Raw genomic sequence first — 14,062 nt, 5'->3', positions numbered from 1 at the left:
TTATCTTTACTCCAAAGAAGTTAAAATCCGAATGAACGAATATATTATATACCTTTTGGTTGGACTTATTTGCCTTGCTGGTGGATACTTTCTTGGTAATTATATACAAAGCCTTAAAACCAAATCAAACCAAAGCACGCTCGAAGAGGAAAAAAGACAGTTAAACCTTGCCAAAGCCCATTTAGAGAACCGTATCCTAGGTTTAGAAAATGAAAAGGAAGAGCTGCGTTCAGAAAAGGAACACTTAGGAAATGAAATCGTTCGGTATCAGGCAGATTTGGAATATCTGGACTTAAAAAACAAGGAACAAAAAGGGGAAGTCGAAAAATTACAAGAGAAGTTTACAATGGAATTTGAAAATCTGGCCAACAAAATCCTAGATGAAAAAAGTAACAAATTCACCGAGCAGAACCAAAAAAATATCAAAAACCTACTTACTCCCTTACATGAGAAAATAAAAACGTTCGAGGAAAAAGTAGAAATATCACAGAAGGAAAGTATCAGTATGCACTCGGCCTTGAAAGAACAATTATTGAACCTACAAAGCCAAAACCTGAAGATCACCCAAGAAGCCGAGAATTTGACCAAGGCCCTAAAAGGGGATAGTAAAATGCAGGGGAATTGGGGGGAATTGGTCTTGGAACGGGTTCTTGAAAAATCTGGTCTGGAAAAAGATCGGGAGTATTCCGTACAACAAAGTTTTACAAAGGAGGATGGATCTAAGGTGCTTCCCGATGTTATCATTCACTTACCCGATGGGAAAAAAATGATAGTCGATTCAAAGGTATCGCTCACCGATTATGAACGATATATCAATGCTGAGGAAGACCTTCAGGAGAAATTTCTTAAAGACCATATCAACTCCATTCGAAAGCATGTTGATCAATTATCGGCCAAAAAATATGAAGATCTTTATGAAATGGAGAGTCCTGATTTTGTATTGATGTTCATTCCCATAGAACCGGCTTTTGCTATTGCCATCAACCAGGATGCTTCCCTTTACAACAAGGCATTCGAGCAGAATATCGTGATTGTGACCCCGTCTACATTGTTGGCTACCCTGCGTACCATAGACAGTATGTGGAATAACGAAAAACACCAAAGAAATGCCATAGAAATCGCAAGGCAAGCAGGGGCCCTCTATGACAAATTTGAAGGTTTTGTGACCGACTTGACCCGTGTGGGCAAAAAAATGGATGAAGCCAAAAGCGAATATAAAGGCGCCATGAATAAATTGGTCGAAGGAAGGGGAAATTTGGTCACCAGTATCGAAAAATTGAAAAAAATGGGTGCAAAAACAAAGAAATCACTACCGGAACGTATCTTGAAACGTGCGGAGGAAGCTGATTTTGAAGAAGAGCCTAAACTTAAGTTATGAAGAAAATCCTTGTATTGACCATAGCGGCGATTATCGCTGTATTTCTTTTAATATATGCCTTTATTTATTTTGTGCCTTATAGTGAAGGGGTGCGTTCCGGGGAATTGATCAAAATAAGTCGCAAAGGGGTTTTGGCGAAAACATGGGAAGGGGAAATAAGCCAAGGCATTTCGGGTGCACAAATTTTCGCATTCTCCGTCTTGGATAAAGATGCGGAGGCCATTGATAAGTTGAAGGAGTACCAAGGGGAATATGTAAAGCTGGAATATGTTGAGCGGTATGCCACATTTTTCTGGCTGGGTGACACCAAGTACTTCATTACCAAGGTAGAAAAAGAGCAGTCACCACATTTTAGACAGTAGCCTATGAAATTATTTAAAACAGCCAAGGAATCCCATGTCTCAATTACGGAATTAATGCTTCCCTCCCATTCCAATTTTAGTGGTAAAGTACATGGTGGCCATATTCTTAATCTTATGGATCAAATTGCTTTTGCCTGTGCCTCAAAACATTCCCAACATTATTGTGTAACCGCCTCAGTGAATAAGGTGGATTTCTTGAATCCCATTGAAGTAGGGGAACTGGTAACGTTAAGGGCATCCATCAATTATACAGGTAAAACATCAATGGTAGTAGGTGTTCGTGTCGAATCGGAAAGTGTTACCACAGGAGAGAAAAAACACTGTAATTCCTCATATTTTACCATGGTCGCAAAAGACGAAAATGGCAAAAACGTTGCCGTTCCTGGATTGATAATAAAGGATGAACAAGGTGTAAGACGTTTTAGCCGGAGTATGAAGCGCAAGGAACAGGCAAGAAAAAGAGGGTCGAAGTTTAAGGCATCAATGTTCAAGGCCGATGAACATTTAGAGCTAATGGAGAGTGAGAATGTGAAGATCCAACTAAAAAACAACATATAGTATAGTTTATGGGGCAGAAAAGTTATGATTTTGGATTAGTAGGTTTAGGTGTCATGGGACGTAACTTCATTTTGAATGTCATGGACAAGGGCTTTACGGCAATTGGCCATGATTTGGACGATGAGAAGGTAGCATCCCTCTTGAAGGAAGGTGGCACTACTGATAAAGTCAATGCCTCATCGAATGCAAAAACCTTTATAGATTCGTTATCCCTTCCGAGAAAAGTGATGTTGTTAGTGCCGGCTGGGAATGCCGTAGACGCCGTTATTGAAACTCTTATTCCATATTTGGATGAAGGGGACATCATTATCGACGGTGGAAATTCATTTTTCAAGGATACAGATAGAAGGGAATCCTATTTAAAATCGAAGGGAATCCATTTTTTCGGCGCCGGGGTTTCGGGTGGGGCCAAGGGGGCCAGATTTGGTCCAAGTATCATGCCCGGTGGATCAAAAGAAGCCTATCAAGAAGTTAAGCCTATTTTTGAAGCCGTAGCCGCCGATTTCAATGGGGAATCCTGTGTCGCCTATTTAGGTCCGAAATCAGCTGGGAATTATGTAAAAATGGTCCACAATGGCATTGAATATGGGTTGATGCAGTTGACCTCCGAAATCTACGATATCTTAAAAAAAGTCGGGAACTATACAAACCCAGAGTTGCATAAGATTTTCGATTCATGGAATCAAGGAAGATTACAATCCTTCCTGGTTGAAATTACGGCACACGTCCTCAAACAAAAAGACGATCAGGCTGAAGGTTATCTGGTAGATTATATTTTAGATAAGGCCAAACAAAAAGGGACCGGTAAATGGACTTCCCAGAATGCCATGGATTTGGGCATTCCAATACCAACTATCGATATCGCCGTAAGTATGCGCGAACTATCGTCATTTAAAAAGGAACGCGTGCTGGCCAATACATTATACTCTAATAAAAAGACGGAGCGTCTAGATAAGGAAGTATTGGAAAAATGGGCTGAAGCCTCCTTGTATTTCGGTTTTGTCCTCACCTACGCCCAAGGATTCCATCAATTATCCGAAGCCTCCAAGGAATATGGTTATGACTTAAAATTGAGAACTGTAGCCAAGATTTGGCGGGCCGGTTGCATCATTCGGGCTGCCTTATTGGAGGATATAGCCAATGCTTTTGACAAAAACAAAGGACTTTCCCACTTATTGCTGAATGATGAATTTGCAGGAATGATCAAACCTACCTTACCAGCAGTTCGAAATCTCGCAATATTAGGCATCAACAATGGAATACCGCTACCGGGGTTGAGCAATGCACTGACGTATTTTGATGGATTTACATCAAATCGATTGCCCTTGAATTTGATCCAAGCCCAGAGGGATTATTTTGGATCCCATACCTATGAACGGATTGACAAACCGGGTATTTTTCATACGGATTGGGAATAGAAAGGCAATTTAAACCTTCAAGTACCTAATTTGATATGGCTTATAGGTTTGGAATCGCCTTTATTTACTTAGGTACATCTTTCTTCTTGAATAGAGGTTATAGAACTCATCGTCTTTTAAACTATCGATAAAAAGAATGCTCTCCCCCGTACTCTTCATTTCGGGACCTAAATTTTTGTTTACGTTCGGGAATTTGTTGAACGAAAATACCGGTTGCTTTATGGCGAATCCTTCCAATTGTGGATTAAACTTAAAATCCTTAACCTTCTTCTCCCCTAACATCACCTTTGTGGCATAATTTACATAGGGTTCTTTGTACGCCTTCGCAATGAAAGGCACTGTCCTTGAAGCTCTCGGATTGGCTTCGATGATATAGACCATATCGTCTTTAATGGCAAATTGTATATTTATCAACCCAACCGTATTCAAGGCCAAGGCAATTTTCTTTGTATGGTCCTTGATCTGTTGCATCACAAATTCCCCTAAATTAAATGGTGGTAAGGTAGCATTGGAGTCTCCTGAATGTATCCCGCAAGGTTCTATATGTTCCATAATACCAATGATATATACATCGGTACCGTCGCAAATGGCATCGGCCTCTGCTTCAATTGCACCGTCTAAATAATGGTCTAAAAGCAGTTTATTATTGGGTATCTTTCTAAGGAGATCAACTACATGGGCTTCCAGTTCCTGTTTGTTGATCACGATCTTCATGCCCTGACCCCCCAATACATATGAAGGTCTGACCAACAAAGGAAAATCTAGTTTGTCGGCCAATTCCAAAGCTTCGTCGGCAGTTTCGGCAACCCCAAATGGTGGGAAAGGGATGTTGTTTTCTTTTAACAATTCCGAGAAACTTCCACGATCTTCCGCTAAATCCAAAGATTCAAAACTTGTTCCGATAATTTTGATTCCGTATTTAGAAAGTTTTTCCGCAAGTTTTAAAGCTGTTTGTCCTCCTAATTGAACGATAACACCTTCCGGCTTTTCATGCCTTATAATATCGTAAATGTGTTCCCAGAAAACAGGTTCGAAATAGAGTTTATCGGCTGTATCGAAATCAGTGGATACCGTTTCGGGGTTACAATTGATCATTATGGTTTCATATCCGCATTCTGCCGCGGCCAACACCCCATGAACACAACAATAATCAAATTCGATTCCCTGTCCTATTCGGTTGGGTCCAGATCCAAGGACCACTATCTTTTTCTTGTCGGTGACAATACTGTCATTTTCAACCTTCCTCACGCCGTCCGCGGTTTCGTATTCGGCCTCAAAAGTGGAATAATAATAGGGTGTCATTGCCTTGAATTCCGCCGCACAGGTATCCACTAATTTATATACCCTGTTGATATTGAGCTCTTCCCTCTTTTTGTGGACCTCACTCTCATAACAATCGAGCATATGGGCTATTTGTCTATCGGCAAAACCTTTTTGTTTGGCCTCTAACAGTAGGCTTTTCGGAAGGCTGGGAATCGTATATTGCGATATTTCCTTTTCAAGAAAATGTAATTCCTCATACTGCTTCAAGAACCACATATCAATTTTTGTGATGTCATGAATTCGTCGTAACGGAATCCCCAATTGTATAGCGTCATAAATAACAAAAACCCTATCCCAACCTGGTATGGTTAATTTACTTATTATCTTTTCATAGTCCGTATATCCCTTACCATCTGCTCCAAGCCCATTTCTTTTGATCTCGAGCGATTGGGTCGCCTTATGAAGTGCTTCTTGGAAAGAACGGCCAATACCCATGACTTCGCCAACTGATTTCATCTGAAGCCCTAAGGTCCTATCGGATCCTTCGAATTTGTCGAAATTCCATCGAGGTATCTTTACGATTACATAATCGAGGGTAGGTTCAAAAAGTGCTGATGTCGACTTAGTTATTTGATTGTCGAGTTCGTCCAAGTGGTAGCCTATGGCTAATTTTGAAGCGATTTTGGCAATGGGGTAACCAGTTGCCTTTGAAGCCAAGGCAGAGGAACGGGACACCCTAGGATTGATCTCTATAGCAATGATATCTTCCTTTTCATCCGGGCTAACGGCGAACTGAACATTACAACCTCCAGCAAAATCGCCAATACTACGCATCATTTTAATGGCCATGTCGCGCATTCGCTGGTATGTGCGGTCCGATAAGGTCATCGCTGGTGCGACGGTGATTGAATCCCCTGTATGGATACCCATAGGATCCATATTCTCAATGGTACAGATGATCACCACATTATCGTTCTTATCGCGTAATAACTCTAACTCATATTCTTTCCAACCCATCAGGGCTTTATCGATCATCACCTCATGGATAGGGGAAATTTCGAGACCCCTACTCAATAATTCATCAAAATCCTCGGCTTTGTATACAATTGATGCCCCGGCACCTCCTAAGGTATAGGAAGCACGAATCACCAATGGAAATCCGAATTCCTGTGCTATTTCCTTTCCTTTCAGAAACGAAGTTGCTGTGGCTTGGGGCGCCATTCCAATGCCGATTTTCAACATCAGTTCCCGAAACTGCTCGCGATCTTCGGTTATATTGATGGCATCTATATCAACACCGATAATTTCAACACTATGATCTTCCCAAATTCCCTTTTCATCGGCTTCGATACAAAGGTTCAATGCTGTCTGCCCACCCATAGTCGGTAAAACCGCATCTATTTCTGGATGCTCTTTCAATATTTCAAGAATGGATTTTGTCGTCAATGGTTTTAGATACACATGATCGGCCATTGTGGGGTCCGTCATGATGGTAGCCGGGTTACTGTTGATCAATACGGTCTTTATACCATCTTCCCTTAAACTTCGAAGTGCTTGGGACCCTGCATAATCGAATTCACAGGCTTGACCGATTATAATTGGACCTGACCCTATAATCAATATCGACTTTAAATCTTTTCTTTTTGGCATGCTCTCAAAATATTTTAGATACTACAAGGATAAAAAAAAGGTGCTACTTTTAGAAAAGTAACACCTTAAAATATTATAAAAAGTTCAAACATTATTTTTTATGTCTCGGCTCAGAGGATACGGATAATTTTTTTCTTCCTTTAGCTCTTCTTCTAGAAAGAACCTTTCTACCATTAACGGTTGCCATGCGCTCTCTAAAGCCATGCTTATTCTTTCTTTTTCTTTTTGATGGCTGATACGTTCTTTTCATCCTCAGGCTTAATTTTAATACTTTGTTGTGCTTAAGGATTTTGCGAATACCTATGCAAAATCTGGGCGCAAATATACAAAGAGTTTTCGCTTTGGCAAACCTAATCAAAAAAATATTTTTTTCATGTTGACTTACTGGCTACAACTAGGTTTTTAATTACTTTTGCCCCACAAGGTGTTGAAATCACCTTTCTTAAATTTCACTCACGGACAATAGTAACATACCATGTTCAACAAGAATATTAAACTCGTTATAGCTGGCCTGATCATAGCATATGCTATTTATCAATTTGTAGAAGGAAACATAGGCAACGGCATATTCCTGATTCTTTTTTCCTTGATCTTCATTTTCCTCTACTTTAGGAACGAAATTATTTTGTTGGCTTTTCTACGAATGCGGAAGCAAGATTTGGAAGGAACCCAGAAATGGCTGGATAAGATTAAAAATCCGGAGACGGCCCTAATTACCAAACAACAGGGGTATTTCAATTATTTACATGGCATCATCCACTCTCAGAAGAATTTAACACAAGCGGAAAAATATTTCAGAAAAGCCTTGAAATTTGGACTAACCATGGATTATGATACCGCGATGGCAAAGTTAAGCCTGGCAGGTATCGCCATGCAGAAACGACGTAAAAGGGAAGCAACCACCTTGCTGAATGAAGCCAAAAAATTGGACAAGAACAATATGCTCACCGAGCAGATTAAAATGATGCAGCAGCAAATGAAAAAGATTTAAAGTAAAGGTGCCCATAACCTGCTAAAAGATTCCTGCAGGCGTCGTGTTACCCCACGTTGTTTCCACCTTTCATAATCTACCTCTTCACTTTCCTTCATATCCATTTCGAAAAAATGTCTCATTTGTTGGTTTATCCCTTTGTTATAAATCAAAGCATTGATTTCAAAATTCAACGAAAAACTCCTATAATCCAAGTTTGCTGTCCCTATGCTAGAAAATACATCATCGATGATCATAGTCTTGGCATGGACAAATCCTTTCGTATACCGAAAAATGCGAATCCCGGAACGCGCCAATTGCTCGATATAGGAATCAGTTGCATATTGGGCGGCCCAAGAATCAGATTTTCTGGGGATGATGATTTTAACGTCTACACCACTCCTTGAGGCTGTAGTAAGGGCAGTTAGAATCTGACTATTGGGAATTAAATACGGCGTGGTAATACAAATGTGTTTCCTCGCCGTATTGATGGCCGTAAACATGGCTTCCATAATATTCTCCCAATCGGTATCAGGGCCACTGGCAATAATCTGAACCGCAATAGGGTTATTGATTCCAGGTTTGGCCTTGGGAAAATACTTTTGGTTCAATTCGATATCTTTCTTGGCAACAAAATTCCAACTAAGGAAAAAAGAGGATTGCAACGAACCAACGGCAGCACCTTGAATACGCATATGGGTATCCCGCCAATATCGGTTGTTTTGAAAGTTGTTATTATACTTTTTATCGATATTGATTCCGCCCAAATATCCTATCTGTCCATCAATTATGACTATTTTTCGATGGTTTCTATAATTGATTTTACTTGTGGAATTGGAAAATAATACGGGAAGAAATGGATAGTGTTCTACGCCACTATTTGTTAAAAGCCGTTTAGATCTTGAGGTAATATTACTCCCAACATCATCATAAATCAGTTTGACCTGCACCCCATTTCTTGCTTTTTCACAAAGTATTTCTATTATCCTTATTCCTTGTTCATCATCCAAGAATACGAAATATTCCATATGAATATGATCTTCGGCATTGGCAAGGTCTTTCTTTAGCCTTTCGAATTTTTGTTCGCCATTGATCAGAAGGTCCACCTCATTGTCAAAGGTGAGAATCGCTTTCTCATTGTGACGCAGCAAACTATATAATTTGAAGATACCTTCCCCAAATTCATCCTTAAAATCGGACCTTTCCTCTTGGTCAAGACGAAACGCTTTTCGCCATTTCTTAAGGGTCTCATTATCAAAAATATATTTCTTCTCAAAAATCTTATACTTTCTGTAATCCTGACCAAAAAAGTAGTAGATCAAAATACCCAAGAAGGGCAAAATGGCCAAAACAAACAAAAATGAAAGTGTTTTAACAGGATTTTTGTTCTTAAGTACTATTAGCACCGAAAAAAGAACCACCAATACATAATTTAATGTAAGCAGTATGGGCCATAAGTTTTCCTTAAAGAAAGAAAACATATTTATTTAACTATTTTATAGTAGCCTTTTATTGGGATTTCAACCGTGTACTTTTTACCTGAAGCATTGTTCAAATGGGGTTCCCTAAGCCATGCATTATGTCGCTTTAGGATTTTGTAGTTGATTTCATATTTTTGGGCGAAATCGGCAAAGCTCGTAATGGGCGTATCCACTTCCACTTGAAAAGTAGGCACGGCGTTGTACATATCTCCCTTATCAATATCAAAACCGTATTTTTCCGGATTGGAAAGAATCTCTTTTATGGCCATAATACGGAAAACGTATCTCCCAGTTTCCTCGCCTAATAACAAATCATAATAGTCATCGACCTTTTGTATACCCATGAATTTATTGATAGAGCCTGGGCCTGCGTTATACGCTGCAGCCGTAAGTGTCCAGCTTCCATATTTTTCCTTCCATTTATTCAAATAATCACAAGCAACTTGGGTTGATTTTTCCAAATGGTATCGTTCATCTACATTATCATTTATTTCAAGTCCGTATTCCTTACCGGTTCCCTTCATTATTTGCCAAAAACCAGTGGCCCCAGCATAGGAAACTACATTGGTAAGGGCGCTTTCGGCTACGGCCAAATATTTGAAATCGTCCGGGATTCCATTCTTGGCAAGAATGGGTTCTATGATCGGGAAGTATTTATTGGCCCTTTTCATTAATAATAGGGCATTGGATTGCCAATAGGTATTCACTAAAAATTCCCTGTCGATACGTTCCATGATTTCAGGATCATCCTGGGGCACCACTTCACCTGCAAAATTCAAATCCTCGGGAATCTCTATAGTTGAAATCTTATAGCCCTCTGAGACGCTTTTATCATCATCATTTACTACTACATCCTGTAACGCTTCGTTTTTGGAATCGTCATTATTCTGGACAGCAAATATTAAGGTGGTGATTACGAAAAACACCCCTAAAAGCATTAATAAATTCTTTAAAATCTTCATAGTTTTTTTTTAAGATGTAACTCAAAGGTAGCAAAGAAATATAATAAAATGTAAATTCACTAATTCTTTACCTATAACGTATGCCTCGGTATATTATATATATGTAATCCCTTGCTTGTTCTCCCTAATACCCATATATAGGTTTGTCAATGTTTCATGCGCTAAGTAATTGAGGTTGTATCGCAACAGTATTACAACTCTTTTATTCCAAAATAATTGTGGGCAAGTGCTCATTAAACCATCGTGCCCTATGAATGATCATCGTATGGGTGCCATTTTTGACATGGATACAATCATTTATGTGGGAAATAGGAAAAACCGCATCTTTGTCGCCATGGATATGGACCAGATTTTTTGAACATTCCGTTTGTTTCCAGTTTACGATTTGGTCGATTGACCAATCGATATAATATTTATCCCGTATCGACAAATATTGCTCATAAAGCTCCAATCTTTTATTCAAGGTTTCCCCAAAGGCATACTTGACCAGCAACTCCACATTATTCACCAACCCTGTAGGTAGTAATTTATGAACCTTGGTATATTTTGCAAATAACATTCGCTTGGGCAATTCCGATGATTTTTTTACACTTGAAATCACGATTACTTTTTTTGTTGGAATGAATTTGGCCATCTCCTGAACCAGGATACCCCCGAAAGAAACCCCTATCAATACAGGGTTTCTATGTTTTATGGTTTTTGTCATTTTCTTGGCGTACGAAGCCAATGTCATGTTCTTATCGGGTACGAACCATTCTAAACGGTGGGTTTCGAATTCTTCCTCAGGCAAATGTATGTTTTCAAATATCGTTGAATTGGCCGCCATACCTGGCATAAAGTAAACGTGTGTCTTTTCTTGGTCCATGTGGATATACCTTACGAAATTCTTAGGAAAACCGTATTTTTTTATTACTTTTGTATTCTGTTTTGAAATGACTTTACCATTTTCACAAACTAAGTAAAAGTATAAAATTACGGGTTGAGAACATCGTGATTTTTTTGTCTAGACCAATTTTAAAATCAAACTATATGAATGAAATAGAAATAAAAGACAATAGTTTCCTGCGCCAATTTGAAACTAGAGTCGATGGTCACTTAGCCAAAATCGAATATTCTTCACAAGAGCGTAAAGTTTTTTTAACAAAATTGGTAGTGCCTGAAGAAATCACAAAAGAGGGTTTCAAAGAGGATTTTATCAGATCGGTATTACATCTCATACAAGAGCAAAACCAAAGGGTTGTGCCTACAAGTCCCCAAATTGCTGGTTTTTTAAGAAAGAATAGGCAATACAAGGAAATGCTTCCTGTAGGTATTCGAATTTAAGTTGGAAAAAGATTTAAAAAAATCCCGCTAGTTAAGCGGGATTTTTTATGCGGTTACCTTATTTTTTACAAACTCAAATCGTACGAGACCATCAACATCGATTTCAGTGAGCATTACTTCGTGCAAGGTATTCACCAACTTAGGGTTCCAAGGATATTTGACCTTCACATAATTCTCGGTAAACCCGTGAATGTACCCTTCTTTGTTTTCCCCTTCAAACAAAACCGTTTTACTACTTCCTAATTGACTTTCATAAAATGCCCTGCGTTTTTTCACCGATAATCCACGAAGCATTTTACTCCTTTTGTTTCTGACGTTTTTAGGTACTGGACCAGCCATGGTAGCGGCAGGTGTATTGTCACGTTCAGAATAGGTAAAGACATGTAAATACGAAATGTCAAGTTCATTTAAAAAATGATAGGTTTCCAAAAAATGGGCATCGGTTTCCCCTGGAAAACCAACAATGACATCAACGCCAATACAGGCATCAGGCATAACTTGCTTTATTCTATTGACCCTATCAACATACAATCCACGTAAATAACGACGCTTCATTTGTTTTAATATTTCATCGCTACCGCTTTGCAAGGGAATATGGAAATGGGGTACGAACGAATTACTATTCGCAACAAAGTCGATGGTTTCGTTTTTCAGCAGGTTGGGTTCTATGGATGAAATTCGTAATCTATGTATGCCTTTTACTCCATCCAAAGCCCGCACTAGGTCCAAAAACGTATGTTCATGTTTTTTATCCCCGAATTCACCCTTCCCAAAATCCCCAATATTGACACCGGTAAGTACAATTTCCTTAATTCCTTTTTCTGAGATTTCCTTGGCATTCTTGAGCACGTTTTTCAACGTATCACTTCGGGAAATGCCACGCGCCAAGGGTATGGTACAAAAGGTGCATTTGTAATCGCACCCATCCTGTACCTTTAAAAATGCCCTGGTCCGATCACCTATGGCATAACTGCCTACATAGAAATCGGCCTCATCTATTTCGCAAGAATGCACCACCCCTATTTCATTTTTGGAAAGGTCATTTATATAATCCGCTAACTTGAACTTTTCAGTAGCCCCCAAGACCAGATCAACACCATCAACATCCGCCAATTGCTCCGGTTTCAATTGCGCATAACAACCAATGGCGGCCACAAAGGCTTTGGGGTTTATTTTAAGTGCCTGTTTTACGATGGATTTAAATCGCTTATCGGCATTCTCCGTTACCGAACAGGTATTGATCACATACATATCGGCTTTCTCGGTGAAGTCAACACGCTCATAACCCTCTTCCTGAAAATCTCTGGCTATGGTAGAGGTTTCAGAGTAATTAAGCTTACATCCCAAGGTATAAAAACCGACTTTTTTCTTCATTAAAATACTACCTGAAAAATGGACTGCAAATATACCAAATTAGAACTAGGATTTTGAAACCTGTTTACAGTCAGCCAAACCAGGGATTTACCGTTGTTAGTAATTACGCCACTTCTTGGTAATCTCAAAGACATGATTAAGAATATTGGCCTCCTTTTCATCAAACTCGACACCTCTACGTGCCATCATTACCTTAGCTGCTTCAAAGGCCTTGTTGGTCGGGTATACAGTGAATCCCGATGCACCACCCCAACTAAAACTTGGAACAAAATTTCTTGGAAAACCAGGGACATATATATTACAGTTGACCCCGATAACCGTTCCTGTATTGAACATGGTATTGATGGCCGTTTTACTATGATCCCCCATCATAAGTCCGCAAAATTGTAACCCTGTTTGCTCAAAACTCTCGGTAGCGTAATTCCACATTCTTACCTTGGCATAATTGTTCTTGAGATTGGAATTGTTAGAATCCGCCCCAATGTTGCACCATTCCCCTAATACGGCATTCCCTAAGTAGCCCTCATGTCCTTTACTTGAATAGCCAAAAATTACCGAATTGCTGATTTCACCACAAACCTTTCCGAACGGACCGACGGTTGTAGCACCATAAATCTTTGCGCCCATTTTCACAACCGCATTGTTGCAAAGGGCAAAAGCACCCCGAATTAAGCTACCTTCCCAAACCTCGGAATCCTTTCCTAAATAGATAGGACCCTCAGTGGCATTCAAAATACTGTATTCAACACTGGCACCTTCTTCTAGAAATATATTCTCGGGATGTATTAGGCTATTTGTTTCTGAAATTGGTGCAGTGGTTCTTCCTTCGGTTATAAAATTGAAATCAGCTTGAAGGGCCTCCGCATTTTTGGAAAAAATATCCCAAGTATGCTCTATGCGCAACACATCCTCCTCAAACTCAATTTGGGTAAAGGTTGAAAAGTCGACTTCCTGGGCTTCTAACGAAAAAAAGGCAATCACTTCTTCCCCTTTAAAAATGGCCTCATTCCTTTTTAGCGACTTTACCATACGGACTAATTCCTTATTGGGTAGAAAAGATGAATTGATCAATACATTTTCTTCCATCTCCACCATGGGATACTTCTCAGAAAGATAATCCTCGGTTACCGTCGTCGTGGTCGTATTCAAATATTGCTCCCATTTCTCACGGATGGTAAGAATACCGATCCTGATATCTGCCACTGGTCTGGTGAAGGTAAAAGGCAATAATGCGTCCCTAACCGATCCATCAAAGAGAATATAGTTCATAATTGGAATTTTACTGTAAACAAATAACGCCCCCGATAATAACTATCGAGGGCG

At 39.5% G+C, this 14,062-nt stretch carries 13 protein-coding genes; 6 read left to right on the top strand and 7 right to left on the bottom strand.

Features of this window, described 5'->3' with window-relative positions:
* Positions 1-31: 31 nt before the first annotated feature.
* Genes rmuC through gndA form a run of 4 tightly spaced genes read left to right on the top strand, consistent with a single transcriptional unit; the run spans position 32 to position 3,716 of the window.
* On the top strand, positions 32-1,378 hold the full coding sequence (gene rmuC / locus HPE63_RS00120) for a DNA recombination protein RmuC (RefSeq protein ID WP_188312202.1): 1,347 nt from the start codon (positions 32-34) through the stop codon (positions 1,376-1,378).
* Complete coding sequence (locus HPE63_RS00115) at positions 1,375-1,740, top strand: 6-phosphogluconate dehydrogenase (protein WP_188312201.1); 366 nt, start codon at positions 1,375-1,377, stop codon at positions 1,738-1,740. The genes rmuC and HPE63_RS00115 overlap by 4 nt, the downstream gene beginning before the upstream one ends.
* A gap of 3 nt (positions 1,741-1,743) precedes the next feature.
* Positions 1,744-2,298 carry an acyl-CoA thioesterase gene (locus HPE63_RS00110; protein ID WP_188312200.1) on the top strand — a complete coding sequence of 185 codons (555 nt, stop codon included), beginning with the start codon at positions 1,744-1,746 and terminating at the stop codon, positions 2,296-2,298.
* Positions 2,299-2,306: 8 nt separating this feature from the next.
* Positions 2,307-3,716 (top strand): NADP-dependent phosphogluconate dehydrogenase, encoded by a 1,410-nt coding sequence (gndA, locus tag HPE63_RS00105; protein WP_188312199.1) that lies wholly within the window; start codon positions 2,307-2,309, stop codon positions 3,714-3,716.
* Between the two features lie 60 nt (positions 3,717-3,776).
* On the opposite strand, the gene carB is transcribed toward gndA, so the two are convergent.
* Positions 3,777-6,629, bottom strand: coding sequence for a carbamoyl-phosphate synthase large subunit (carB, locus tag HPE63_RS00100; RefSeq protein ID WP_188312198.1), 2,853 nt, complete (start codon positions 6,627-6,629; stop codon positions 3,777-3,779).
* A 91-nt stretch (positions 6,630-6,720) separates the two neighbouring features.
* Positions 6,721-6,879, bottom strand: a complete 159-nt coding sequence (gene rpmH / locus HPE63_RS00095; protein WP_089887732.1) for a 50S ribosomal protein L34 — start codon at positions 6,877-6,879, stop codon at positions 6,721-6,723.
* 225 nt (positions 6,880-7,104) lie between these two features.
* Between rpmH and HPE63_RS00090 the strand changes: the two genes are divergently transcribed.
* The gene (locus HPE63_RS00090; protein WP_188312197.1) at positions 7,105-7,620 is read left to right on the top strand and encodes a DUF2892 domain-containing protein; all 516 of its coding nucleotides are present in this window, start codon (positions 7,105-7,107) and stop codon (positions 7,618-7,620) included.
* On the opposite strand, the gene cls is transcribed toward HPE63_RS00090, so the two are convergent.
* From cls to HPE63_RS00075, 3 genes are all read right to left on the bottom strand, one after another.
* Positions 7,617-9,080: a cardiolipin synthase gene (cls, locus tag HPE63_RS00085; protein ID WP_188312196.1), complete on the bottom strand. Its 1,464-nt coding sequence runs from the start codon at positions 9,078-9,080 to the stop codon at positions 7,617-7,619. The two genes, HPE63_RS00090 and cls, sit on opposite strands and share 4 nt — an antisense overlap.
* A 2-nt stretch (positions 9,081-9,082) precedes the next feature.
* The gene (locus HPE63_RS00080; protein ID WP_188312195.1) at positions 9,083-10,042 is read right to left on the bottom strand and encodes a lytic transglycosylase domain-containing protein; all 960 of its coding nucleotides are present in this window, start codon (positions 10,040-10,042) and stop codon (positions 9,083-9,085) included.
* A gap of 202 nt (positions 10,043-10,244) precedes the next feature.
* The gene (locus HPE63_RS00075) at positions 10,245-10,907 is read right to left on the bottom strand and encodes an alpha/beta hydrolase family protein (protein WP_188312194.1); all 663 of its coding nucleotides are present in this window, start codon (positions 10,905-10,907) and stop codon (positions 10,245-10,247) included.
* Positions 10,908-11,071: 164 nt separating this feature from the next.
* Between HPE63_RS00075 and HPE63_RS00070 the strand changes: the two genes are divergently transcribed.
* Positions 11,072-11,365, top strand: coding sequence for a GNAT family N-acetyltransferase (locus HPE63_RS00070; protein WP_188312193.1), 294 nt, complete (start codon positions 11,072-11,074; stop codon positions 11,363-11,365).
* Positions 11,366-11,410: 45 nt separating this feature from the next.
* Here the strand turns inward: HPE63_RS00070 and mtaB are convergent, their stop codons facing one another.
* Positions 11,411-12,739 carry a tRNA (N(6)-L-threonylcarbamoyladenosine(37)-C(2))-methylthiotransferase MtaB gene (gene mtaB, locus HPE63_RS00065; RefSeq protein WP_188312192.1) on the bottom strand — a complete coding sequence of 443 codons (1,329 nt, stop codon included), beginning with the start codon at positions 12,737-12,739 and terminating at the stop codon, positions 11,411-11,413.
* A 96-nt stretch (positions 12,740-12,835) separates the two neighbouring features.
* Positions 12,836-14,008, bottom strand: coding sequence for a GlmU family protein (locus HPE63_RS00060; protein WP_188312191.1), 1,173 nt, complete (start codon positions 14,006-14,008; stop codon positions 12,836-12,838).
* Positions 14,009-14,062: the final 54 nt, after the last annotated feature.

The sequence above is a fragment of the Maribacter arenosus genome (genome assembly GCF_014610845.1).
In the GTDB taxonomy this organism is placed as follows: Bacteria; Bacteroidota; Bacteroidia; order Flavobacteriales; family Flavobacteriaceae; genus Maribacter_A; species Maribacter_A arenosus.
This window is presented reverse-complemented; position numbering and strand designations above follow the sequence as displayed.